This is a genomic window from Streptomyces sp. NPDC043876, assembly GCF_056435825.1.
Window position 1 is genome coordinate 586,175 of the sequence record NZ_JBWKDV010000004.1, and the last position, 24,097, is coordinate 610,271.

The window sequence follows — 24,097 nt, forward strand, 5'->3', positions numbered from 1 at the left end:
ACCCTGGAGCCATGGACGCACCCACCCGCGGCGCCTGGCTGCGCGCCGGAATCAGCCGTGACGGCGGCCCGCTGCGGGAGACCGAGCGGGTCGTGTGGCTCCAGACCGGCGCCCTGTACGCCGACAGCCGCGGCTTCGCCGGCACCACCTCCTACGACGGGGAACGGGTCACCTTCCACCACGAGGTCGGCTCCCCCGGCCTCGACGTCGGCGCCCTGCGGCCCGACGGCGCCGACATGGTGGAGACCGGCACCAACGCCGACGGCTCGACCTTCCTGGAGGTCTGGACCCCGCTGCCCGACGCCGAGGGGCCCGAGGGCTGCTGGACGGCCGGCGGGACCATGACGGTCCGGGTGGGCGGCCACGTGGTCCACGTCGACGCGACGGGGGACGGCGTGTACGCCATCCTCACCGACGGCGAGGAGCGCCGCTGACGCCGTCGGGCCGGTACCCGCCCCGGAGAGGGGGCGGGTGACCCGGGCCACCCGGGCGTTCAGTCGGGTTCAGTCACTGGAGAGGGCGCCCAGCAGCGCGCCGACCTCCGGGTGGGGCAGGGCGCGGGCGACGTCGGCCTGGGCGACCATGCCCACGAGGCGGTGGCCGTCGAGGACGGGGAGGCGGCGGACCTTGTGCGCGGCCATGGTCCGCAGGATCTTCTCCGCGTGGTCGTCGGCGCCGATGGTGACCGCTTCGCCCCGGGCCAGTTCCCCCGCGGGGGTCGTGGCGGGGTCCTTGCCCGCGACGAGCACCCTGATGACGATGTCGCGGTCGGTGATCATGCCGATGAGGGCGCCCTCCGCGTCACGGATGGGCAGGGCGCCCACGCCCAGCTCGGCCATCTGCTGCGCGGCCCGCAGCACCGGCTCGTCGTGGGCGACGCAGTGGGCGCCCGGTGTCATCAGGTCGCGGGCCGTCTTGGGGCCGGGCTTGGGCAGGTGGGTGGGGTTGGGGCTCATCCCTGTCCCTCCGGGCCGCTCACGTGGGCCGGGTCTGGCGCGTGTGCCATGGGGGCGCACCTCTCTCCGTACGGGAAGACGCTGTGGCGCCGGTCGTCCGGGCGGACGGCCGGCACCCACTCGGTTCCCCGTACGGAGCGCGGCTACTGCACGGTTGCGCCGTTCGGGCCCGGTCCGCCCCGAACGGGTGCGGGGGTGCCGGCGGTCAGGCGGGAGCCCTCGATCTCCGCCCAGACGACCTTGCCGCCGTCGTGCGGGACGGCGCCCCAGCGGTCGGAGAGCCGCTGGACTATCGAGAGCCCGTGGCCGCCCGGGGTACCGCGCGGGGTGGCCCGCGGAGCGGGCATCTGCGTCGCGCCGTCGACGACCTCGATGCGCAGGCCGGTACCGACGGTCAGGACGAGTTCGTCGCAGCCGCCCGCGTGCAGGCTCGCGTTGGTGAGCAGCTCCGACACGATCAGGAGGGCGTCCTCCGTGGTCTGGTTGGAGTCCCAGCCCCAGTCCCGCAGGGCCTCCCGGGTGAAGGCGCGACCCTTCGCCACGTGCCCGCGGACACCGCGCAGCGCGAGCCGGCGGCGCTGGCCGGCGACCGGGTGCCGCGCGCGCAGTGGATCGCCGGTGTCCGATCCGATGGCCGTCACTGTGGCCTCACCTACCCCCGTTGACACTGATCCTCGATGTTCGGTCCTCAATGATTGCAAACCCGTGTCCTCTTGGACCGGTCGAGCCACGACTTGGTTGTACGTCACCGTCGCCTCATTCGGCCGTCATGTGGAGGCGCAGGGTGAGCCCCGTGTCCAGTGCCCGTACCTCGACGAGGTCGCAGAGCTGGTGGATCATCCACAGGCCGCGGCCGCCGTCGCCCGAGGCCAGGGGTGGCCGGCGGCGTCCGGCGAGCGGGTCCTTGAGGCGCCCGCCGTCGTGTACCTCGGCCACCACCTCGCCCGTGTCGGTGGTCCACAGCCGCAGGATGCCGCTGCCACCGCCGTGGGCGAGTGAGTTGGCGGCCGCTTCGCTGACGGCCAGCACCAGGTCGCCCCGGCGGGCCGGGCCGAGGGCGGTGCCGCGGGCCCAGGCCTGGGCGTGTTCCCGTACCCGGGCGAGGTCCCCCGAGCTGTACTCCAGCACGACGTCCGCGGCGCGGGGTTCGGGCAGCGGTTCGTCGCAGTCGGCGCAGACGACCGGGGCGTCGGTGTACGCGGGGCTCAGGGCCCCGCGCCCGTCCTCGATCAGGGTGGGGTGGGTGCGCCGGGCGTCCGCGACGATCCGGGGGTGGAGCCCCTCCGTGTCGTACGGGCACAGGATGGTCGCGGGGCGGCCCGCGAAGGCGGTGTTGATCAGCGCCTCGTGGCGGGTCGCCTCGCGCACCTCGGCCGCGGACCGGGCCGGCCAGATCGGCTCGCCGACGATCCGGGGCGCGCGACCGGGGTGCCGGTCGGCGAACTCCTGGAGCCCGGCGAGGATGCGGCCGGGGTTGCGGCCGAATTCCGTCATGTCCACGAAGTCGATGCCGTCCGCTCCCGGGGTCGCGCCGAGGCTGCCCCGCAGCGCGTCCAGGTGGGGTCCGGGGACGGCCACGAGGACCGGCTCCCCGGCGTGCAGGGCGGCGCGGACGAATCCGCCCACTCCCACCACGTACTCCTCCGTGTCCCGGTAGAACAGCGCCGGGTGGACGAAAGCTCCGGGGTCGGCCATCGGAGGGGTGGGGCCGTACGTCATGTTGCACCCTCCACTGCGGCGCGTTCCGGGAGCAGCCGCGCCGCTCATCGGATCGGCTGCTCGTTCACTCGTCGCAGTGAGTATGACGGGTGACACAACGAGAGACCCCGGGCCCTGCCTTAAGCGGCGAGCATGCCGCTGCGGAGCCGTGCCAGGGTACGGGACAGCAGACGGGACACCTGCATCTGGGAGATGCCGAGCTCCGCCCCGATCTCGGCCTGTGTCAGCTCCTGGCCGAAGCGCATCTGCAGAATGAGGCGGTCGCGCTCGTCGAGCTGCTCCAGCAGCGGCGCGAGGGTGTGGAACTCCTCGAAGAGCTCCATGGCCGCGTCGCACTCGCCGACGGACTCGGCCAGCGGACGGGTTCTGCGGCCCGCGGGGGTCTGCTCGTCGGAATCGGCGGAGCCGTCGAGCGAGCCGCTGGTGTAGCCGTTCGCCGCCACGAGGCCCTCGATGATCTCCTCCTCGGAGAGTTCGAGGTGCTCGGCGAGTTCCTTGACCGTGGGCGCCCGGCCGAGGACGCCGTTCAGCGCCTCCTGGGCCTGGGCCAGTTCGGTCCGCAGCTCCTGGAGCCGCCGCGGGACGTGCACCGCCCAGGTGGTGTCCCGGAAGTAGCGCTTGATCTCACCGCTGATGTACGGGAGGGCGAGGGTGGAGAACTCCACCTCGCGCGCAGGGTCGTAGCGGTCGATCGCCTTGATGAGACCGATGGTGCCCACCTGGAGGATGTCCTCCATGTCCACACCGCCCGCGCTCACCGCGCGGGACCGGAAGCGCCGCGCGGCGAAGTGCACCAGTGAGACGTTCATCTCAATGAGCGTGTTGCGCACGTACTGGTATTCGGGCGTGCCCTCTTCCAGGGAGCGCAGCCGGACGAGGAACACCCGGGACATCTCCCGTGCGTCGGCCGGCGCCACCTCGCGGGCGTTGTCGATCTGCGGCAGGTCCACGACGGGTTCCTCCGCCACGGGCATGGCTCCGTGCGGGGTCGTCGCTTCTACCCCAAGATCGCGGCGGACAAGTGTTTCCCGAGACATGTGGCCGTTCCTCCCTTTGGCGAATGGCTGCGCAACCGCTCGTGCCCAGTCATACGACCCTTACACACATGGGCACCAAAAAAGTTTTGGAGGGGGGTTCCGAGCGGCCCGGCCTTCGCCCGGGGCGGGTGGAGCAGGCATACTCGCACTCTTGGACACCACACAGGGCAACAACGCACACGACCACGGGAAGGCGGACACGGTGCGGGACACGGAAGCACACGACGCGGGAGTGGTCGGCAACAGCTACCAGGCCGGCACCGGCTGGGTGATCGAGGCGCGCGGAGAACTCGACCAGGACACCCTCGCGCCGCTGGAGGAAGCCGTGGCCTCGGCCGCCGGCCGCCACCAGGTGGTGGTCCTGGATGTGGGGGGCATCACCTTCGGGGACTCCTCCTTCCTCAACATGCTCCTGCGTCTGCACCGGACCACCGCGCTGCGCATCGTCGCTCCCGGCGACCAGCTGACCCGGCTGTTCCAGCTGACCGGGGCGGACACGGTCCTGGCCATCCACCCCGACGTCCAGGACGCGCTCGCCGCCGCCTCGTAGCCCCGCGCCGCCCGCGGCGTCGTCCACGCGCGACTTCGCCTTGAGTCGTCCGCGCGCGGCTTCGCCTTGACATGCGTGCCTTGCCTCGGCTGGACTCGCCCGGGGCCGGCCCCTGCCTTCCTTCCGTGCGCGGCCCGCGGCGGCGGCACATCGGATACCTCGTGACACATCGGGTACCCCGCGGCCCTGCGGGCATGCGTGCCGGGGCGGTCGGCCGCCGGGCGGTCGCGGCGTACCGGGCTCATGTCCGCCGTCCCCCACCGGGCGCTAGCCTTTCCGCATTGGATCCGGCGACCGGGAGCGCGCGTGCCGCGCCGCGACGGTCGTCACTAGAGTGAGGTTGACGGATGGCTGAGCGGTCTGGCCCGGGGTCACGCGGTGCGGCCCAGGAGGCACCGGGTGGGGGCGGGATCGACGAGGCCGAACTGCGCCGGCTGCTCGCCGGACTGACGGCCGTGCGCGACGGCGATTTCCGTACCCGGCTGCCCCAGCAGGCCGACGGGCTCCTCGGCGAGATCGCGACGGTCTTCAACGGGATGGTCGACCAGCTGTCGCTGTTCACCTCCGAGGTGACCCGGGTCGCGCGGGAGGTCGGCACCGAGGGCACGCTGGGCGGCCAGGCCGACGTGCCGGGCGTCGGCGGCGCGTGGCGCGATCTGACCTATTCGGTCAACTTCATGGCGGGGAACCTCACCGACCAGGTCCGCAACATCGCCCAGGTGACGACGGCGGTGGCCCAGGGCGACCTGTCGCAGAAGATCACGGTGGACGCCCGGGGCGAGATCCTGGAGCTGAAGAACACCATCAACACGATGGTCGACCAACTGTCCTCCTTCTCCGGCGAAGTCACCCGCATGGCGCGGGAAGTGGGCACCGAGGGCATTCTGGGCGGTCAGGCGGACGTCAAGGGCGTCTCCGGCACCTGGCGCGACCTCACGGATTCGGTCAACTTCATGGCCGGAAACCTGACGGCGCAGGTGCGCTCCATCGCCCAGGTGGCGACCGCGGTGGCCGAGGGCGACCTCTCCCAGAAGATCACCGTGACGGCGCGCGGGGAGATCCTGGAGCTGAAGGAGACCATCAACACCATGGTCGACCAGCTCTCGGCCTTCGCCGGTGAGGTGACCCGGGTGGCCCGCGAGGTCGGCACCGAGGGCCGGCTCGGCGGCCAGGCCGACGTGAAGGGCGTCTCCGGCACCTGGAAGGACCTCACCGAATCGGTCAACGTGATGGCCGACAACCTGACGGCGCAGGTGCGTTCGATCGCCGAGGTCACCACGGCGGTGGCGCAGGGCGACCTGTCGCAGAAGATCCGGGTGGACGCCCGCGGCGAGATCCTGGAGCTGAAGGAGACCATCAACACGATGGTCGACCAGCTCTCGGCCTTCGCGGACGAGGTGACGCGCGTCGCCCGCGAGGTCGGCACCGAGGGCAACCTCGGCGGTCAGGCGACCGTGCGGGGCGTCTCCGGCACGTGGGAGGACCTGACCGACAACGTCAACGTCATGGCGTCGAACCTGACCGGGCAGGTGCGGTCCATCGCCCAGGTGGCGACGGCCGTGGCAAGGGGCGACCTGTCACAGAAGATCACGGTGGAGGCGAAGGGCGAGGTGGCCGCGCTCGCCGGGGTCATCAACACGATGGTGGACACGCTGTCCGCGTTCGCCGACGAGGTCACCCGCGTCGCCCGCGAGGTCGGCACCGAGGGCATCCTCGGCGGTCAGGCGCGCGTGCCGCACGTGGCGGGGACGTGGAAGGACCTGACCGACAACGTCAACTCGATGGCGAACAACCTGACGGGCCAGGTCCGCAACATCGCGCTGGTCACCACGGCGGTCGCCAACGGCGACCTGTCGAAGAAGATCGACGTCGACGCGCGGGGCGAGATCCTGGAGCTGAAGACCACGATCAACACGATGGTCGACCAGCTGTCCTCTTTCGCGGCCGAGGTGACGCGCGTGGCGCGCGAGGTCGGCAGCGAGGGACGGCTCGGCGGCCAGGCCGAGGTCGAGGGCGTCGAGGGCACCTGGAAGCGGCTGACGGAGAACGTCAACGAGCTGGCCGGAAACCTGACGCGCCAGGTCCGGGCGATCGCCGAGGTCGCAAGCGCGGTGGCGGAGGGCGACCTGACGAGGTCGATCACCGTGGACGCCTCCGGCGAGGTCGCCGAACTCAAGGACAACATCAACTCGATGGTCGGCTCGCTGCGCGAGACCACCCGCGCCAACCAGGAACAGGACTGGCTCAAGTCCAACCTGGCGCGGATCTCCGGCCTGATGCAGGGCCACCGCGACCTCGCGGTCGTCGCCGAACTCGTGATGGACGAACTCACCCCGCTCGTCGACGCGCAGTACGGCGCCTTCTACCTCGCCGAGGACACGGCGGACACCACCGTGCTCACCCTCGTCGGCTCCTACGGGCGCCCGGCCGCCGCGGTGGAGGGCATCCGGTTCGCGCTGGGCGAGTCCCTCGTGGGGCAGGCGGCCCGCAGCCGCCGGACGATCGCGGCCGACCAGGTGCCGGGGAACTACATCATCTCCTCGGGGCTCGGGCAGACCACGCCCGGGAGCCTGGTGGTGCTGCCGATCGTCGTGGACGACCAGGTCCTCGGAGTGATCGAGCTGGCGTCCTTCGGCGCCTTCACCCCCGTCCACCGGGACTTCCTCGGCCAGTTGATGGAGACCATCGGCGTCAACGTCAACACCATCGTCGCCAACGCGCGCACCGACGAACTGCTGGGCGAATCGCAGCGGCTGACCGGCGAGTTGCAGGCCCGCTCGGAGGAACTCCAGTTCCAGCAGGACGAGTTGCAGCGCTCGAACGCGGAACTGGAGGAGAAGGCGGCCCTGCTCGCCAGCCAGAACCGGGACATCGAGGCCAAGAACCTGGAGATCGAGCAGGCCCGCCAGGAACTGGAGGACCGCGCGCAGCAGTTGTCGCTGGCCTCGAAGTACAAGTCCGAGTTCCTGGCCAACATGAGCCACGAGCTGCGCACCCCGCTCAACAGCCTGCTCATCCTCGCCCAGCTCCTCGCCCAGAACCCGACGCGCAACCTCACGCCGAAGCAGGTCGAGTACGCGGGCATCATCCACTCCGCCGGCTCCGACCTGCTCCAGCTGATCAACGACATCCTCGACCTGTCCAAGGTCGAGGCGGGGAAGATGGACATCAACCCCGAGCGCGTCCAGCTGCCGCAGCTGCTGGAGTACGTCGAGGCGACCTTCCGTCCCATGACCACGCAGAAGAGCCTCGACTTCACGATCACCACCGCCCCCGACGCGCCCGCCGACCTGCTGACGGACGACTCCCGGCTGCGCCAGATCCTGCGCAACCTGCTCTCCAACGCGGTCAAGTTCACCGAACGCGGCAGCGTCACCCTGCACATCGAGCGCGCCCCGGCCGCCTCGCTCCCCTCCGGTCTGCCCCGCCAGGTCGCGATGGTCGCCTTCCAGGTCCGGGACACCGGCATCGGCATCCCGCAGCAGCAGCTGGGGTCGGTCTTCGGGGCCTTCCAGCAGGCCGACGGGACCACGAGCCGCAAGTACGGCGGTACCGGCCTCGGGCTGTCGATCAGCCTCGAGATCGCCCACCTGCTCGGCGGCGCCGTCACCGCGCAGAGCACGCCCGGGCAGGGCAGCACCTTCACCCTCTACCTGCCCGTCAGCCGGCCGGACTTCGAGGAGCAGCCGGACGCGGACGGCACGCCCCGGTCCTTGGACGGCCCCCCGGCCGCGCTGCCCGAACCACGTCGTGCGGAGCCGTCCCTCCCCGCGGCGCCGCGCCAGGCCCGCCGCCTCCTGGTCATCGAGGAGCGGCCCAACGGCCTGCTCTCCCTCGTCGCGGAGAGCGCCGCCCGTGAGCTGGCCCCGTCCCGCGAGCTGGCCGGGGACCGGGGAGGCATCCAGGTGGTCCACGCCGCGAACTCGCGGGAGGCGGCCGCGGCCCTGGCGTCGGAGCCCTTCCACTGCGTCGTCCTGGAAGTGGACCTGCCCGCGGGCGAAGCCCTGCGCTTCCTCGACGCGCTCGACGGGGACGCGGCGCTGACCTCGCTGCCGGTCCTCGCCCACGACAACCGCCGGCTCGATCCCGCCCGGGAGCGGGAACTGCGCGGCCGGGCCGACTCCCTGCACATGGAGCTGCTGTCCAGCCTGGACGAGCTGCGCGAGCGCATCGCGCTGCACCTGTCGGCCGAGCAGCCGGGAGACGTCCTGCCCCTGGTCCGGGCGGACGACCCGCGGCCGCAGTCCGCACCCTGGGCCGGGGAGGGGCTGGAGGGGCGCACGGTGCTCGTGGTGGACGACGACGCGCGCAACCTGTACGCGCTGAGCGGGATCCTCGAACTGCACGGCATCCGCGTGCTGCACGCCGAGGACGGCCGCAAGGGCATCGAGATGCTGACCGCCCATCCCGAGGTCGACCTCATCCTGATGGACGTGATGATGCCGGAGCTGGACGGTTACGCCGCCACCGCGGAGATCCGGCGCATGTCCGGGTACGCCGACCTGCCCATCATCGCGGTGACCGCCAAGGCGATGCCCGGCGACCGGGAGAAGAGCCTCGCCTCCGGGGCGAGCGACTACGTGACCAAGCCGGTCGACGCCAACGACCTGATCGGCCGGGTCCGCCACTGGATCGCACCGTGACCGTGCCCGAAACCCCGCGACAGGCCCCGGGCGGGGCTTCCGGCGCCGCGGAGCCGCCTGCCCTCCCCCAGCAGGGTCCCTCCGCCCTGGGGCGGCTCGTCGCGACCGTCGGGCGGCTGCGCGAGGAGGTGCGGGCGGCGCAGGCGGCGGCCGACGGCCGGGCGCTGATCGAGCTGGCCAAGGGCATCCTCATCGGCCGCCTGCACTGCACGCCCGCGGCGGCGGCCCGCCAGCTCGACGAGCTGTGCCGTCAGTCCGGTCTCTCGGCGCTCGAACTGGCCGCCGACATCGTGAACCAGGCGGCCCGCGACCACGTCGGCGACGTCGCGGCCGCGTTCGTCGAACGGATCGGCGCGCCGGGCTCGGCCCCGGAGGATCCCGGCGCGGAGGTGCGGCTGCGGATGGCCGAGAGCGGCGCGCTGGCCGCCGGGGACACGCAGGCGGTCGCCGAATCGCTGCTGACCAACGCGCTCGCCCCGCTCGGAGCCGTGGCCGTCGCGGTGTGGACGGCGGTGCCCGACGGTTCGCTCACCCTCGCGGGACACGCCGGGTTCCCGGTCGAGGAGGCGGTGCGCTGGCGACACGTACCGCCGGGCGTCTCCACGGTCGCGCGGCTCGCGCTGCGGGAGCGCGGGCCGGTGTCCCTGCCCGGTCCGGGCCGGGACGGGCCGCCGTCGGTCGGCCGCCTGCAGTGGCCGGACGGCGGGCGGATGGCAGTACCCGCCGGGACGGGCGGGCGCATCCACGGCGTCCTGGAAGTGTGCTGGCCGCAGCCGCTGCCCCCGCAGCCGCCGCAGGTGGAGCGGCAGTTGGAGAGCCTCGCCGAACTGTGCGCGCACACCATGGAGATGTGGCCCCCGCACGGCGACGCGGGCCCGGACGTGGTCCTGCCGGACGTCGCGGAGCTGATCGACCTCGCCGAGGGTCTGCACGACCCGGCGATGGTCCTCACCCCGGTGCTCGACCACTCGGGGCGGCTCGGCGACTTCCGCATCCGCCACGTCAGCAGCAAGTTCGTCGACCCCGCGGGCCGCCCGCGCGGCGACGTCAACGGCGCGCTGCTCCTGGAGGCCTACCCGATGGCCGCGGGCGACAGCGGGCTGTTCGACACCGTGGAGCGGGTCCACGCCACCGGGGAGCCCTTCCGCGCGCAGCGGATGAACCTCACCGCCCTGGTCGACCAGGTGCCGCTCACCACGGTCGCCGACATCAGCATCAGCCGCCACGGCGTGGCGGTCCTGCTGATCTGGCGGATCGAGGACGAGACGGCCCGGCTGGCGAGCCTCCTGCAGCACGCGCAGCGCCTCGGCCGGATCGGCGGTTTCGAGGAGAACCTCACCTCCGGCGCGATCACCTGGAACGCCCAGCTGTACGCCCTGCACGGGCTGCCGCCGACGGCGGATCCCGTCCCGCTGCGGGAGCTGCCGGTCTACGCCCACCCGGACGACTCGGAGACCCTCGGCCGTTTCCTGCGGGCGGTGCTGCGCTACCGGCGGCCCTCGTCCGTGGACTTCCGGCTCCAGCGGCCGGACGGCATCACCCGGCACATCCGGGTCATCGCCGAACCCGTGCTGGACGCCGACCAGCGGCTGCACGCGGTCCGCGGCGCCTACCAGGACATCTCCTCCCAGCACTGGACCGAGGTCGCGCTGGCCGCGACGCGCGACCAGCTCGCGCACACCGAGGCCGAGTCGGCCGAGCACAGCCGGCTCGCCCTCCAGCTCCAGCACGCGATCATGCCGGCGACCCCGCCGGCCATCGAGGCTCCCGGCCTGCGGGTGGCCGTGCGCTACCGGCCGGCCGAGACCGAGTCCCTGGTCGGCGGCGACTGGTACGACTCGGTGGTCCTGCCGTCGGGGCTGGTGCTGCTGTCCGTCGGCGACATCGCGGGCCACGGCATCGAGGCGGCCACCGGCATGGTGGTCCTGCGCAACGCGCTGCGCGGCCTCGCCGTCACCGGCGCGGGACCCGCGCAGCTGCTGTCCTGGCTCAACATCGTCACCCACCACCTGACGAACCAGGTCACGGCCACGGCCGTGTGCGGCCTCTTCGACCCGCGGACCCGAGTCCTGCGCTGGGCGCGGGCCGGGCACCTGCCTCCGGTCCTGCTGCGCGGCGGCGAGGCCCACGCGTTCCCGCTGATCGAGGGCCTGCTGCTCGGGGCGCTCCCGGACGCCGTCTACGCGGAGCGGGAGGTCCGGCTCGAAGCGCGGGACACCCTGCTGATGTTCACCGACGGTCTGGTGGAGCGGCGGGACTCCTCGGTGAGCGACTCGCTCGGACGCCTGATGCGCACCGCGTCCGGCCGGTCACCGGACCTCGACGCGCTGCTCGACCGGCTGCTCAAGGACAGCCGCTCCGACACGGACGACGACACCTGCCTCATCGGCATCCACGTCACCTGAAACGCCGGGGCCCGGGCGGCGACGGCCGCCCGGGCCCCGGCGCGGGCCGCCCCGCGGGGGCGGCGGCTCACACTTCGCGCCAGCGGGCCATCGCCCAGGAGAAGACTCCGAACAGCACGAGGCCCACGGCCACCGCCACGAGCAGCCAGGGTCCGGCGGGGGTCTCGGTGAAGGAGCGCAGGGTGTCGTCGACGCCCTTGGCCTGGCCGGGGTCGTAGCGCCAGGCGGCGTAGCAGACGAAGCCGCCCGCCACCGCGAAGACCGCGCCGCGCGCGACGCCGCCGGTGACCCCGAGGAAGTCGACCGCCTTGCGCCACCGGGCGGAGGCTCCGCCCATGCGCAGGTGCTTCCGGAAGCGCCGCTGGGCCGCCCGGACGGCGATGGTCACGCCCGCGATGGCGATACCGGCGCCGACGGCGCCCACCAGCCATTGCCCGGCGGGCAGTTGCAGTGCGCGTGCCGTCACGTCGCGGGACTGGTCGTCGCCGGATCCGCCACCACCGGAGCCGGCCGCGAAGGACAGGACGGAGGACGCGGCGGCCGTGTAGAAGACCGCGCGGCCCGCGGAGGCCAGCCGCTTCCCCGCCTTGCCGCCCTTGGGCCCGGCCGCGCCGAAGGCCACCTCCGCCAGGCGCCACAGCACCATGCACACGAGCCCGATCCCGACGGCCCACACCATGGCACCGCCGAACGGCTGCCCGGCCAGCGTCTGCAGGGCGCCCTTCCGGTCCGCCTCGCCGACGGGCTCACCGAAGGCGACCTGGGCGGCCAGCACTCCGGTCAGTACGTACAGCACTCCGCGCGCCGCCAGTCCGCAGCGCGCGACCACCGCCCGCCCCGTCCCGCCCTGGGACGCGGTGCGTATGCCTTCTCTCGCCACTCCCGCGCTCACCGGGCTCAGACCTCGCCGCGCCAGGCGCCGGTTTCGACCCCGCGGGATTCGATGAACGTCTTGAAACGCTTGAGGTCACCGCTGACCTGGCGTTTGACGAAGCCCAGCTTGTCCGCGGCGCTCTCGGCGATGCCGTCGGGGGCCCAGTTGAGGTGCAGCTCGATGCGGGTGGTGGTGGCGTCGACCGGCTGGAAGGTGACCAGCCCGGCCTGGCGGGCCTCGCCGCTCACGCTCATCCACGCGACGCGGCGGTCCGGGAGCTGCTCGGTGATCCGCGCGTCGAACTCGCGCTCCACGCCGTTGACGTTCGTCACCCAGTGCGTGAGGGTGTCGCCGCGCTGTTCCACCCGTTCGACGCCCTCCATGAAGGCGGGGAACTCCTCGAACTGGGTCCATTGGTTGTACGCCGTCCGCAGCGGGACGTTCACCTCGACGTGCTCTTCGACGTGCGACATCATGCGGCCCTTCCCTCGCGGCTGAACCTTGCGAAGCCCGTGTGCCCCCGACCCGTCGCTCCATGTGCCGCTTCCCCCGCCGAAGCCCGCCTCGCGGCGGCCGCGCACGCATTCCACAATGGAATGGTGAACCGGTACGAGCTGGTGTTCAAGAGCGCCGCGGGGACGGGAACGGCCTGGAGCACGGACGCCGTCGTGGTCACGCGCACCGCGCAGACGGGGCCCGGAGGGCACCCGGTGTACGCGGACGAGACCGGGATCCTGCGTGCGGAGATCAGCGACCAGGGCGAGGTGCGGATCCTCGCGACGGGCGCGCACCAGGACACCACGTCGCCGGTGCGGGCCCGGCCCCTGGACTGATCCGGGCTCCCGGCGGGACGCGGACGGCTACGCCCGTCCGTGCAGCCGCAGCCGTACCCGGATGCGCTTGCCCCCGGCGGGCAGCGGGGCCACCGACACCCGGTCGGCCAGGAGCCGGATCAGGGGCCAGCCGAAGCCGCCCTCGACCGGGCCGGCCGGCGGGCCGCCCCCCAGGAGGGCGCGACCGGGCACGGTGTGCGGGAGTTCGCTGCTGCGGTCGGTGACGGTGAGTTCCAGGGCGTCGGCGTCCGGGTCGATCTCGGCCTCGAAACCGGCGAGGCCGCCGCCGTGCCGGAAAGCGTTGGTGACCAGCTCGGAGGTGACCAGCAGCGCGTCCGCCAGGGTGGCCCCGCTCACGGCCGGTACGGACGCGCCCGGCCCGGCGTCGAGGAGCGCTGCCACGAGGGCGCGGGCATCGGCCGCGTCGGCCGGGGCCTGTGGCCCGGTCTTGCGCACCGCCCGCTCTTTCACAGCCATCGCACCCGACTCTCGTCTCTCTCGCTCTCCCCTGCCGTCTGCCCGCCCCTCCCCGGATGCACACGCCCGTGCGGCCGCCGGTCCGGGCCCGCCCCGGGGGAGGTGTCACCCCGGGCAAAGGAACCTGAGGATTGTTCACTTTCCATTGACACGGCGGGCCCCGGGACCCGAGAGTTCCGTCAGCGATCTCCGCACCCCGTGCGCCCCCCGCGCGCGCCCTCCGCACCCCGACCGAAGCGAGTCCGCATGACTGCGTCCGTACCCGGGTTCCCGGCCGGTTTCCTCTGGGGCGTCTCCGCCTCCGCCTTCCAGATCGAGGGCTCGCCGGCGGCCGACGGCCGGGGCCCCTCCACCTGGGACGCCTTCACCCGGGAGGAGGGCCGCATCAAGGACGGATCGCACGCCGAAGTGGCCACCGACCACTACCGCCGCTACCGCGAGGACGTGGCCCTGATGGCCGGCCTCGGCGTCGGGGCCTACCGGTTCTCCGTCTCCTGGTCGCGCGTCCTGCCGGAGGGCGGTGGCCGGGTCAACGCCGAGGGGCTGGACTTCTACGACCGGCTCGTCGACGAGCTGTGCGCCGCGGGGATCGCCCCGGTGGCGACCCTCTTCCACTGGGACACCCCGCTCGCCCTGGAGCGTGGGGGCGGCTGGCTCAACCGCGACACCGCCGAGCACTTCGCGCGGTACGCCTCGGTGGTCGCCGAGCGGCTCGCCGACCGCGTGCCCCAGTGGATCACCCTCAACGAACCCGCCGAGGTCACGCTGCTCGGGTACGGGCTCGGCGAGCACGCCCCCGGCAGGCGACTCGTCTTCGACGCGCTGCCCGCGGCCCACCACCAGCTCCTGGCCCACGGCCTCGGCGTACGGGCCCTGCGCGCCGCGGGCGCCCGCGGGGTCGGCATAGCGGCCTCCCACAGCCCCGTCTGGGCCGCCGGGGACGGCGAGGCCGACCGCGCCGCCGCCGAGCTGTACGACACGCTCACGAACCGGCTCTTCGCCGACCCCCTGCTGACCGGCCGCTACCCGGACGGCATCGCCGAGCTGCTCCCCGGGCCGGTCGCGCAGGACCTGGAGACGATCGCGGCCCCGCTGGACTGGTACGGCATCAACTACTACAACCCCATGCTCGTCGGAGCCCCCCGACCGGCTTCCGGAACGGGCGAGTTCGGGGGCATCGAGATCCCCGCGGACCTGCCCTTCTCCATCCGGCCGATCGAGGGCCACGAGCGGACCGACTTCGGCTGGCCGGTGGTCCCGGACGGCCTGCGCGAACTGCTCGGGCTCATGCGGGAGCGCTACGGCGACCGGTTGCCGCCGCTGTACATCACCGAGAACGGCTGCTCCTACGGCGACGGACCCGACCCCGTCACGGGCCGGATCGACGACGCGCGCCGGATCGCCTACCACGAGGGCCACCTGCGGGCGCTGCACCGGGCGATGGAGGAAGGGGCCGACGTGCGGGGCTACTTCATCTGGTCGATCCTCGACAACTTCGAATGGGCGGAGGGGTACCGGCAGCGGTTCGGCCTCGTCCACGTCGACTACGAGACGCTGCGGCGCACGCCCAAGGAGTCGTACGCCTGGTACCGCGACCTGATCAAGGACGGCCGGTGACCTTCGGGCCGCCCGCAGCGGCGACCGGCGCGGCGGCGGGCGGCACCGCGGCGGACGGGCGCTGGGTGGGGGCCCTCTCGCTCGCCAACCTCGGCGTCTGGGTCGGCTGGTTCGGGCCGCTCCAGCTGCTGCTGGCCCGCCAGGCGGAGCAGCTCGCCCCCGGCCACAAGGCCGCCACCCTCGCCCTGGTGACCGGCCTGGGCGCGGCGGTCTCCATGGTCGCCAATCCGGTCTTCGGGGCGCTGTCCGACCGTACGACGGCGCGCGTGGGGCGGCGCGTCCCCTGGGTGGCCGCGGGGACGGCGGGCGGCGCCGCCGGGCTCGTCGTCCTGTCGCTGGCCCGCAGCGTTCCGGCCGTCATCGCGGGCTGGTGCCTGGTGCAGCTCGCCCTCAACGCGTCGTTCGCGGCCCTGACCGCGGCCGTGCCCGACCAGGTGCCGGTCCGCCGGCGCGGCCTCGTCGGGGGCTGGCTCGGCGTCTCGCAGGTCGTCGGCATCCTGGTCGGCACGGCGCTGGCCACGGTCGCGGGCGGTACCGGCGCGGGATACCTGGCCTGCGCGCTCTTCTCGGTGGTCGCGGTCGTGCCGTACGTCCTGATGCGCCGGGACACCTCCCTGTCCCCCGCGGCGCGGCCCGCCTTCCGCTGGCGGGCCTTCCTCGGCGGATTCTGGATCGACCCGCGGCGCCATCCGGACTTCGGGTGGGCCTGGCTGACCCGGTTCCTGATGAACCTGTCGTACTCCATCAGCACGATGTACCTGCTCTACTACCTGACCGACGCCGTGCACTACGCCGACGACGCGGACACGGGCGTGCTGATCCTCACCGCGCTGAACGCGCTCACCCTGCTCTGCACCGTGGTGATCAGCGGCGTGCGGTCGGACCGCAGCGGCCGCCGCAAGCCGTACGTGATCCGCTCGGGGCTGCTCATCGCCGCGGCCACCCTGCTGCTCGCGGTGTGGCAGACCTGGACGGGCGCGATCGTCGCCTCGCTCGTCCTGGGCATCGGTTACGGCGTGTACACGTCGGTGGATTTCGCGCTGCTCACGGACGTGCTGCCGACGGCCGAGGACCGGGGCCGCGACCTGGGCGTCATCAACATCGCCAATGCGCTGCCGCAGGTCCTGGCGCCGGTGATCGCGGCTCCGGTGGTGACCCACCTCGGCGGGTACACCGCTCTGTACGCGCTGGCGGGCGCACTGGCCGTCGTCGGCTCGGTGCTCGTCCGCCGGATCCGGTCGGTGTCCTGAGCCGGCTCCGGTCGATGTCCTGAGCCGGATCCGCCCCGCGTCGTCCCGATGCCGTTACGCCGGCGCCGGGACGGCCGCCGGGGCGGGCTCCGGGGCGGGCTCCGGATCGAGCGGCCGGAGGGCGAACACGCGCAGGAAGAACTGCGAGAGCGGGCCGATGGCCAGCGCGTACGCCACGGTGCCGACGCCGACGGAGCCGCCGAGCAGGAAGCCCGCGGCCAGGACGGTGACCTCGATGGAGGTCCGCACCAGCCGCAGCGACCTGCCGGTGCGCCGGTGCAGGCCGGTCATCAGGCCGTCCCGGGGGCCCGGGCCGAAGGCGGCGGCGATGTAGAGGCCGGTGGCGGCGCCGTTCAGGATGATGCCCGCCGCCAGCAGGGCCCCCTGGGCGACGGCTCCGCGCACGTCCGGGACCAGGGCCAGCGTGGCGTCCATGGTCAGACCGACGGCGAACACGTTGGACACCGTGCCCAGCCCCGGGCGCTGCCGCAGCGGCACCCACAGCAGCAGGACCAGGGCGCCCACGGCCACGGACACGGCGCCGATGCTCCACCCCGTGCGCTCCGCGATGCCCTGGTGGAAGACGTCCCACGGATCCAGCCCGAGGCCCGCCCGGACCAGGAAGGCGGAGCTGGCGCCGTAGAGGGCCAGCCCGGCGTAGAGCTGGACGAGCCGACGGGTGAGGCGGCGCGGGGGGCGGGGCGAGGGGGAGGGCACGCGGGAACCTTTCGGGGGGCCACAGGGCGGATCACGCCATCATGTGGCCCCCGCTCAGCCAGCGGACAGGGCCAAAACGGACCCACTGGCCTGGCTTTCCGTGGTGAAAATCGCCACATTTTGCCCTATTTACTGGAAATCAAAGCACTCTAGGACGGTACCGACATCGTCAGAACCACCGGGAGAGAGATGCGACGCGCACACGGCCGGACGGACACCAGGCGGATCACCCTCACCACGGCAGGCGCGGCGGCCGCGCTCGCCCTCACCGCCCTGCTCCCCGGCCCGGCCACGGCGGCCGAGCGCCCGCCGGTCCCCGCAGCGGAGCGCCCCGCCGTGACCGCGGCCGAGCACCCGTCGGGCCGGGTCGACGCGCAGGGCATGCGCCGGCTGTCGTCCTTCACCGTCTCCTTCCCCGCCGCGCCCTACCGCACGCACAACATCGCGCGCGCGGTGGAGCTGATCGACGGCGCCGTCGTGCGGCCCGGCGAGACGTGGAGCTTCAACCGGGCGGTCGGCGAGCGGACCGAGCAGAACGGCTTCGTCGACGGCGTCATGATCAACGACGGACGGTACGTGAAGGCGCCCGGCGGCGGCGTCTCGGCCGTCGCGACCACGATGTACAACGCCATGTTCTTCGCCGGCCTGGCGCCGGTCGAGCACGGCGCCCACTCCTTCTACATCGAGCGCTACCCCGCGGGCCGCGAGGCCACCGTCGCCTGGGGCACCCTCGACCTGCGCTGGCGCAACGACTCGGGCCACCCGGTGCGGATCCGGGCCGCCTCCACCGGCACCTCGGTCACCATCTCCCTGCACGGCACGCCGACGTACGACGAGATACGCGCGACCGAGGGCCCGCGCACCCACGTCACCCCGCCCGGCAAGCGCACCGCCACCGGCCCGGACTGCGAGGCGCAGAGCCCTCTGGAGGGGTTCGACGTGGCGGTCGACCGCGTCTTCGTCCAGGGCGGCCACGAGGTCAAGCGCGAGACGTACCGCACCCGTTACACCCCGCGCGACGAGGTCACCTGCGTTCCGGACCCCTCGGCGAGCCCCACGGCCACACCGGCACCGACGCCCACCGGCGCTCCCGGTAACTCCCCCGCGCCCACGCCCGCGGCGCCGTCGGCGACTGCGGCGCCCGCGTCCTGACGCGGGGTCGGTCTTCGGCCACGCGCGGGCCCTCCCCGGCCCGCCGGGGCCGCCGCCGGCCGAGCGCACGACCGATCGGGGCATGCCGCACGCATATTCAGGGATGAATATGCTTTCGACAACGGCGAAATGAATTCGACATTACCCCCCTCGTCCTACATTGACAGTGCGCTCCGCCCTGAGAGTTAATTACTTCTCAGGTGGCCTGATGTGGTCGCACATGGCGGGATCGGGTCAGTCCGTGACCGGTCCCACCCCCGCTGTTTGCAGCGAGCCGCCGTCATGGTGGTGCAGGAGTAGGGGGGTGTGCCGCGTGGGGACCGCCCTGGTGATCGTACATTGAGCGGGTATTGGCGAATCCGACTTTCCGTGGGGGGATCAATGACCCAGCTCGACTCTTTCTCCGTGCCCGATTTCCACCTTCCGTTCGGTAACTCCAAGCATCCGCAGGCCGCCCTGGCGAATAGCGAGGCCACCGCCTGGGCCGTGCACCACGAGCTGGTCAGCGAGGCCGTGGAGCAGTTCGCGGGCATCGGCTTCGGCCACCTCGCAGGCCGGGTCAGCGGCGAGGTGCCCTACGAGCGGGTCGTCCTGCTCGCCGAGTGGATGGCGTGGTCGTTCGTCCTCGACGACCAGCACGACCACCTCATCAGGACGGGTGAACTCGGGGCGTGGCAACCCGTCATCGACGCGATCACCGAACATCTGGAGACCGGTCGCAGCGATCTGGCCTCGGCCCTGGGCAATCCTCTGGTGAACGGCTTCATCGATCTGTGCGACCGGATCCTCGCCGGGATGACCGAGGGCACCGCCGCCCGCTACCGCGCCCATGTCCCGCTCATGCTGCACTCGTTGGACCAGGAGGCCGGAAACCGCCGTACCAGTGGCGACCCGACCGTGCAGGACTACATCCTCATGCGGCGGCACAGTTCCCAGATCCTGCCGATGATGGACATGGTCGAGGCGGGACTCGGCCTCGATCTGCCCCAACACGTCCACGACAGGCCCGAGTTCCTGGACCTCACCGCGAGCGTCCTGGACGTCATCTCCTGGGGCAACGACGTCTTCTCGCTGCCGAAGGAGCACGCCTGCGGGGACAACAACAACCTGGTCTCCCTCGTCGCCGCCCGGGAGGGCTGCTCGCTCATGGACGCCGTCGAGGTGGTGGAGGGCCACATCCAGGTCCGCATCGAGGAGTACCTGGTCGCGCGCCGGCGGCTCACCGAGGCCATGCAGGCGGACCACGCCGGTGACCCGGCCCTGCTCGACGCGGTCGACCGGTGCGTGCGCAGCTACGAGGACTGGATGATCGGCGCGGATCTGTGGCAGCGTTACGAGTGCACGCGGTACAGCGACGAACGGTTCGCGGCCGGGATGGAGTCTGCGTACACCCGCCCGGACCTGGTCTCCGCGGCATGACAGGGAGTGGGCCCATGCCAGACGTCGAGCAGCGCGGCTCCGGGGCCCGGGCACCGGTGGTTCCGGGGCGGTTACCGCTCCTGGGCCACGCGCTGCAGCTGTGGCGGGAGCCGATCGCGTTCCTGGAGTCCTTGCGCGCGCACGGCGCCATCGTGCGGATAGACATCGGCACCTGGCCCGTCCACGTGCTCACCGAACCCGACCACGTGCACGCCGTACTGGTCCAGCGCGCCCAGCAGTTCGGGCGCGGGCGGATCTTCGACCGGCTGCGGCCGATGTTCGGCAACGGCATCGTCACCACCGACGGAGAATTCCACCGCAAGCAGCGGCGGATGATGCAGCCGGCCTTCCACCGCAACCACATCGCCGACTACTCCGAGGTGATGTGCCGTCAGGCCGAGGAGATGGTCACCTCCTGGACGGCGGGCCGGGAAGTCTCCATGGTGACGGAGGCCCGGCGCTACGCCCTCTCCTCGGTCGCCGAGATGATCTTCTCGGGGGAGATGAGCCGGCCCGCCGTCGCGGAGGTGCACCGCTCGCTGCCGATCGTCCTGGAGGGCATGCTCGTCCGCGCGGTCATGCCCAAGTTCCTTGACGGAGTGCCCATTGCGTACAACCGGCGCTTCGACGCGGCCGCCGCGCGCCTGCGCCGGATCATCGACCAGGTGATCGCGCAGTACGACGGCGGACAGGGGGACCACAAGGACCTGCTGGGCCTCCTGCTGTCCAGCGTGGACACCGAGACGGGCGAAGGGATGAGCCCCGAGCAGGTGCGGGACGAGGTGATCGCGATCATGTTCGCCGGTACCGAGACCTCGGCGACCACCCTCTCCTGGATGTTCCACGAACTCGGCCGCCACCCCGAGGTGGAGAAGCGCCTGCACGCCGAGGTCGACGCGGTGGTGGGCAACCGCCCGGTGCGCCCCGACGACCTGCCGCGCCTCACCTACACGCACAGCGTCTTCCAGGAGACACTGCGCCTGCATTCGCCCCTGCTCTTCACCCGGCGCGCCCTGGAGCCTCTGACGCTCGGCGGCGTCGCCATCCCGAAGGGGGCCGAACTCGCCTACAGTCCGCACGCGTTGCACCGCGATCCGGCTCTGTTCCGCGAGCCGGCGCGCTTCGATCCGGACCGCTGGCACGAGGACGCCGGTGAACGGCCGCGCGCCCACCGCTACCTGCCGTTCGGCGCGGGCCAGCACAAGTGCATCGGCGATTCGTTCGCCGTGGCGGAGATCCTGACGGCGGTGGCGAGCGTGGCGTCCCGGTGGCGGCTGGTCCCCGCTCCGGGGATCACCGTCCGCGAGGTCCCGGCGGGGATCCCGCAGCCCAGTGAACTCCCCATGATCCCGGCGGCGCGGCGCTGACGGCCGGTGCCGTGCCGCACCGGGCGCGAGGGCGGCCGAGAATACCCGGTTCTTCTCGTACGGGTGGCGAGATACCGCAAGAATGTGCTTAAGCAGGATGAACTCACCCCGTGCGCCGTACACTCGGGCGCACGCGCTGGAGGGGGCACGAGTGTCACATGTCACGGAACCACGAGGAGGGGCGGCCCAGCCCCTGCTCGAACGTGAATCCGAAATCCTGGCGATCCACCGCGCGGTGGACGACCTGTGCGGTGCCCCGGGCCACGGCCCGGGCCCGGCCGCCCGTCGCGGAGGCGTGCTGACCTTCGCCGGATCGGCCGGCATAGGCAAGACCACCCTGCTGGCGGAGGCCCGTCACCTGGCCGCCGAGCGCAACTGCACCGTGCTGTTCGCGCGCGGCGGCGAGCAGGAGCGGCAGGTGCCGTTCCACGTGATGCGCCAGCTCATCCAGCCCACGTTCGCCGCCATGAGCGAGGACGAACGGCGCGAGGCGCTGGGCAGTTGGTACGGCATCGTCGCCCCGGCCCTCGGGCTCACCGCGGCGCCGAAGGGCCCGGCCGCGCCGGACCCGCAGGGCGTGCGGGACGGCCTGGACTGGGTGGTCACGCACCTGGCGGTCCGCAGCGCTCCCGTCGTGCTGGTCGTCGACGACGCACACTGGGCGGACGCGGAGTCACTGGCGTGGCTGACCGCCTTCACCGCCCGGGCGGAGGAGCTGGCCATGCTGATCATGGTGGCCTGCCGACCGGACGAGATCCCCGCCGACGCCCCGGCCTTACGCGCCCTCATGGGCCGCCAGGGCTCCCGTCCGCACGAGCTGGCGCCGCTGACCACGAGCGCGGTGGCACGCATCGTGCGCAACTCCCTCGGCGAGGACGCCGACGACGTCTTCTGCCGCGAGTGCTGGGCGATCACCGGCGGAAACCCCTTCGAGGTCGTCGAGTTGGCGATGAAGGGCCGCGACCGCGGGCTCAAGCCGCACCAGGACAGCATCCCGCAACTGCGCGACCTGGCCTCCGCCGTCAAGGGCAGCGGCCTTATCGACCGCCTCGAACAGCTCGGTCCCTCCACCGTCCGGCTCGCGTGGGCCGCCGCCGTCCTCGGCACCGCGGTCCCCACCGACATCGTCGCCGGTGTCGCCGCGCTCGGCGAGGCCCAGGCCGCGGAGGCGATCGCCCAGCTGCGCGACGCACGCATCCTGACCGTGCTCACCAGCGTGCGGCGCAAACAGGTGGTGGAGTTCTTCCACCCGCTCATCGCGACCGCCGTCTACCGGTCGATCCCGCCCGGTGTGCGCGTCGCCATGCACGGCATGGCCGCGACGGCGCTGGTCAACGACGGGCACGGAGCCGCGGCCGCCGCCCGGCACCTGCTGGAGATGCACCCGGACGGCGATCCCTGGGTGGTGCAGCAGCTGCGCCAGGCCGCGCGCGACAGCTTCTCCGCGGGCGCCCCCGACGCCGCTCGCCGCTACCTGGCCCGCGCCCTGCGCGAACCTCCGGAGGTCGAGGACCGGGCCGAGGTGCTCTTCGAACTCGGCTCCGCGAACCTGCTGCACGACCCCGGGACCACGATCAACCAGCTGCGCGCCGCGCTGGAGGAGCCCAGGACCGAACAGGCCCTGCGCGAGGCGATCACCTACCGGCTCGCGCAGGCGCTCGGCCACACCGGTCAGCTGGCCGAGGCCTCCGCGCTCCTCGCGGATGAGGCCCGGCAGGCCACCAGCTCGCGCACCCGGCTGCGGATGCAGGCCGAGCAGTTCAAGTGGAACTCGGTCCGGGTCGACGAGGAGAACTCGCCCGCCCGCTCCCGGCTCCTCGCCCAGTTCGCCAAGCGGCTCACCGGCCGCGGCCTGCCCGAACGGCACATCCTGGGCCTGCGCGCCTGGGACGCGGTGCTGCGCGGCGAACCCGCCGCGACGGCGCTGTCCTACGCCGAACAGGCCCTCGACGGCGGCCTGAGCTGGACCGACCAGGACTTCGGTTTCGAGGTGCCCGCCGTCGTGGCGCTCACCCTGATGTACTGCGACCAGCCCGGCCGCGCCGAGGAACTCTTCAACACCGGCATCGTGGAGTTCGAGGCGAAGGGCTGGCGCGGCGCGCACCTGTCGTTCGTCTACACCCTGCTCGGCTACGTCCGCTACCGGCGCGGGCGGCTCGCCGAGGCCGAGGACTTCGTACGCAACGGCCTGCAGATCGCCGACCGGGTCGGCCAGGGCATCCCGGCGCAGTGGTACGCGATCGGCACCCTCATCGAAACCCTGCTGGCCCGCGGGAACACCGAGGAAGCCCAGCGGGTCGCCGACTCCTACAAGCTCGGGGACGGTTTCCCGCAGGCGGTGGTCTACCCCGACCCGCAGGCCGTGTGGGGCAAGCTCCTGCTGGCCCGGGGCCGGATCGACGAAGGCGAGCAGCACCTCCTCTCGGCGGGCAGGCGGCTCGACCTGCGCGGCGCGCGCAACCCGTCGTGGAGTCCCTGGCAGCTCGACCTGGCCCTGGGACAGATGGGCCGCAAGCCGGAGCAGGCGCGGGCCACCGCCTCCGAAGCGCTGGCGCGCGCCCGGGCGTTCGGCACGTCCAGCGCCCTCGGCCACGCGCTGCGGGTCGCCGCGGCGGTCACGGTGGATCCCGCCCGCGCGGCCACCCTGCTCCAGGAAGCGGTGGACCACCTCGAACAGTCCCCCGCCGCCTACGAACTCGCGTACGCGCTGATCGAGCACGGCACGGCCCTGCACACGATCGGCAGCCGCCACCACGCGGCCCAGCAGCTCTACCGCGGCATGGAGACCGCCGCCGCGTGCGGGGCCGAGGGGCTCGCGGGCCGCGCCCGCGCCCAGCTCGCTTCGGCCGGACTGCGGCCGCGCCGCCTGCACACCTTCGAGCGGGACAGCCTGACGTTGGCGGAGCACGAGGCCGCGCGGCACGCCGCGCTGGGCCTCGACAACACCGCGATCGCCGCGGAGCTGAAGACGGACGCGCAGTCGGTCTCGGAGCTGCTCTCCGCGGCGTTCACGAAACTGGGCACCGACCGGCTCGGCCTGAACCGGGCGCTGGGCGACTGACCGCGGCCGGTCCGGGCGGG

At 72.7% G+C, this 24,097-nt stretch carries 19 protein-coding genes; 11 read left to right on the forward strand and 8 right to left on the reverse strand.

From position 1 onward, the window contains the following. Nucleotides 1-11: 11 nt before the first annotated feature. Nucleotides 12-434, forward strand: coding sequence for a hypothetical protein (locus tag AC0693_RS16395; RefSeq protein ID WP_478802170.1), 423 nt, complete (start codon nt 12-14; stop codon nt 432-434). A 69-nt stretch (nt 435-503) separates the two neighbouring features. On the opposite strand, the gene AC0693_RS16400 is transcribed toward AC0693_RS16395, so the two are convergent. From AC0693_RS16400 to AC0693_RS16415, 4 genes are all read right to left on the reverse strand, one after another. Then, complete coding sequence (locus tag AC0693_RS16400) at nt 504-956, reverse strand: CBS domain-containing protein (RefSeq protein ID WP_469320386.1); 453 nt, start codon at nt 954-956, stop codon at nt 504-506. A 143-nt stretch (nt 957-1,099) separates the two neighbouring features. Next, nucleotides 1,100-1,597 (reverse strand): ATP-binding protein, encoded by a 498-nt coding sequence (locus AC0693_RS16405; RefSeq protein ID WP_356416312.1) that lies wholly within the window; start codon nt 1,595-1,597, stop codon nt 1,100-1,102. A 115-nt stretch (nt 1,598-1,712) separates the two neighbouring features. After that, a complete protein-coding gene (locus AC0693_RS16410) occupies nt 1,713-2,675 on the reverse strand; it encodes an anti-sigma factor RsbA family regulatory protein (protein WP_478802171.1) in 963 nt (320 codons plus the stop codon). A gap of 119 nt (nt 2,676-2,794) precedes the next feature. After that, nucleotides 2,795-3,649 carry a SigB/SigF/SigG family RNA polymerase sigma factor gene (locus AC0693_RS16415; protein WP_469339738.1) on the reverse strand — a complete coding sequence of 285 codons (855 nt, stop codon included), beginning with the start codon at nt 3,647-3,649 and terminating at the stop codon, nt 2,795-2,797. A 214-nt stretch (nt 3,650-3,863) separates the two neighbouring features. On the opposite strand from AC0693_RS16415, the gene AC0693_RS16420 reads away from it, so the two are divergent. The 3 genes from AC0693_RS16420 to AC0693_RS16430 all read left to right on the forward strand — a co-directional run bounded on the left by AC0693_RS16420 (nt 3,864) and on the right by AC0693_RS16430 (nt 11,310). Next, nucleotides 3,864-4,262 (forward strand): STAS domain-containing protein, encoded by a 399-nt coding sequence (locus tag AC0693_RS16420; protein WP_469320383.1) that lies wholly within the window; start codon nt 3,864-3,866, stop codon nt 4,260-4,262. A 347-nt stretch (nt 4,263-4,609) separates the two neighbouring features. Next, nucleotides 4,610-8,905: a HAMP domain-containing protein gene (locus AC0693_RS16425; protein ID WP_468463599.1), complete on the forward strand. Its 4,296-nt coding sequence runs from the start codon at nt 4,610-4,612 to the stop codon at nt 8,903-8,905. Beyond that, entirely contained in the window at nt 8,902-11,310 is a 2,409-nt protein-coding gene (locus AC0693_RS16430) for a SpoIIE family protein phosphatase (RefSeq protein ID WP_478802172.1), read from the forward strand. The genes AC0693_RS16425 and AC0693_RS16430 overlap by 4 nt, the downstream gene beginning before the upstream one ends. A gap of 67 nt (nt 11,311-11,377) precedes the next feature. Here AC0693_RS16430 and AC0693_RS16435 read toward each other — a convergent pair whose 3' ends face one another. Together AC0693_RS16435 and AC0693_RS16440 are read right to left on the reverse strand one after the other, a co-directional pair. After that, a complete protein-coding gene (locus AC0693_RS16435; RefSeq protein ID WP_478802251.1) occupies nt 11,378-12,190 on the reverse strand; it encodes a DUF1206 domain-containing protein in 813 nt (270 codons plus the stop codon). A 17-nt stretch (nt 12,191-12,207) separates the two neighbouring features. Next, a complete protein-coding gene (locus AC0693_RS16440; RefSeq protein WP_356407279.1) occupies nt 12,208-12,657 on the reverse strand; it encodes an SRPBCC family protein in 450 nt (149 codons plus the stop codon). A gap of 123 nt (nt 12,658-12,780) precedes the next feature. On the opposite strand from AC0693_RS16440, the gene AC0693_RS16445 reads away from it, so the two are divergent. Continuing rightward, a complete protein-coding gene (locus tag AC0693_RS16445) occupies nt 12,781-13,017 on the forward strand; it encodes a DUF6296 family protein (RefSeq protein WP_468463605.1) in 237 nt (78 codons plus the stop codon). 27 nt (nt 13,018-13,044) lie between these two features. Here the strand turns inward: AC0693_RS16445 and AC0693_RS16450 are convergent, their stop codons facing one another. Next, nucleotides 13,045-13,494 carry an ATP-binding protein gene (locus AC0693_RS16450; RefSeq protein ID WP_469316402.1) on the reverse strand — a complete coding sequence of 150 codons (450 nt, stop codon included), beginning with the start codon at nt 13,492-13,494 and terminating at the stop codon, nt 13,045-13,047. A gap of 246 nt (nt 13,495-13,740) precedes the next feature. Between AC0693_RS16450 and AC0693_RS16455 the strand changes: the two genes are divergently transcribed. Beyond that, nucleotides 13,741-15,111, forward strand: a complete 1,371-nt coding sequence (locus AC0693_RS16455) for a GH1 family beta-glucosidase (RefSeq protein ID WP_478802173.1) — start codon at nt 13,741-13,743, stop codon at nt 15,109-15,111. Continuing rightward, complete coding sequence (locus AC0693_RS16460) at nt 15,108-16,361, forward strand: MFS transporter (RefSeq protein WP_478802174.1); 1,254 nt, start codon at nt 15,108-15,110, stop codon at nt 16,359-16,361. The genes AC0693_RS16455 and AC0693_RS16460 overlap by 4 nt, the downstream gene beginning before the upstream one ends. 54 nt (nt 16,362-16,415) lie before the next feature. Here AC0693_RS16460 and yczE read toward each other — a convergent pair whose 3' ends face one another. Continuing rightward, nucleotides 16,416-17,078 (reverse strand): membrane protein YczE, encoded by a 663-nt coding sequence (gene yczE / locus AC0693_RS16465; protein ID WP_478802175.1) that lies wholly within the window; start codon nt 17,076-17,078, stop codon nt 16,416-16,418. Between the two features lie 189 nt (nt 17,079-17,267). Here yczE and AC0693_RS16470 point away from each other — a divergent pair, with 189 nt between their 5' ends. From AC0693_RS16470 to AC0693_RS16485, 4 genes are all read left to right on the forward strand, one after another. Beyond that, nucleotides 17,268-18,230 carry a VanW family protein gene (locus AC0693_RS16470; protein ID WP_478802176.1) on the forward strand — a complete coding sequence of 321 codons (963 nt, stop codon included), beginning with the start codon at nt 17,268-17,270 and terminating at the stop codon, nt 18,228-18,230. A 405-nt stretch (nt 18,231-18,635) separates the two neighbouring features. Further along, on the forward strand, nt 18,636-19,649 hold the full coding sequence (locus AC0693_RS16475) for a terpene synthase family protein (protein WP_469316397.1): 1,014 nt from the start codon (nt 18,636-18,638) through the stop codon (nt 19,647-19,649). Nucleotides 19,650-19,663: 14 nt separating this feature from the next. Continuing rightward, nucleotides 19,664-21,016: a cytochrome P450 gene (locus tag AC0693_RS16480; protein WP_478802177.1), complete on the forward strand. Its 1,353-nt coding sequence runs from the start codon at nt 19,664-19,666 to the stop codon at nt 21,014-21,016. 151 nt (nt 21,017-21,167) lie between these two features. Next, a complete protein-coding gene (locus tag AC0693_RS16485; protein WP_478743182.1) occupies nt 21,168-24,077 on the forward strand; it encodes an ATP-binding protein in 2,910 nt (969 codons plus the stop codon). The last annotated feature ends 20 nt before the right edge of the window (nt 24,078-24,097 follow it).

Coding starts and splice junctions, on each gene's coding strand:
- AC0693_RS16395 (WP_478802170.1), top strand. CDS start 12: ATGGACGCACCCACCCGCGGCGCCTGGCTGCGCGCCGGAATCAGCCGT.
- AC0693_RS16400 (WP_469320386.1), bottom strand. CDS start 956: ATGAGCCCCAACCCCACCCACCTGCCCAAGCCCGGCCCCAAGACGGCC.
- AC0693_RS16410 (WP_478802171.1), bottom strand. CDS start 2,675: ATGACGTACGGCCCCACCCCTCCGATGGCCGACCCCGGAGCTTTCGTC.
- AC0693_RS16415 (WP_469339738.1), bottom strand. CDS start 3,649: ATGCCCGTGGCGGAGGAACCCGTCGTGGACCTGCCGCAGATCGACAAC.
- AC0693_RS16425 (WP_468463599.1), top strand. CDS start 4,610: ATGGCTGAGCGGTCTGGCCCGGGGTCACGCGGTGCGGCCCAGGAGGCA.
- AC0693_RS16440 (WP_356407279.1), bottom strand. CDS start 12,657: ATGTCGCACGTCGAAGAGCACGTCGAGGTGAACGTCCCGCTGCGGACG.
- AC0693_RS16445 (WP_468463605.1), top strand. CDS start 12,781: ATGGTGAACCGGTACGAGCTGGTGTTCAAGAGCGCCGCGGGGACGGGA.
- AC0693_RS16450 (WP_469316402.1), bottom strand. CDS start 13,494: ATGGCTGTGAAAGAGCGGGCGGTGCGCAAGACCGGGCCACAGGCCCCG.
- AC0693_RS16455 (WP_478802173.1), top strand. CDS start 13,741: ATGACTGCGTCCGTACCCGGGTTCCCGGCCGGTTTCCTCTGGGGCGTC.
- AC0693_RS16470 (WP_478802176.1), top strand. CDS start 17,268: ATGCGACGCGCACACGGCCGGACGGACACCAGGCGGATCACCCTCACC.
- AC0693_RS16480 (WP_478802177.1), top strand. CDS start 19,664: ATGCCAGACGTCGAGCAGCGCGGCTCCGGGGCCCGGGCACCGGTGGTT.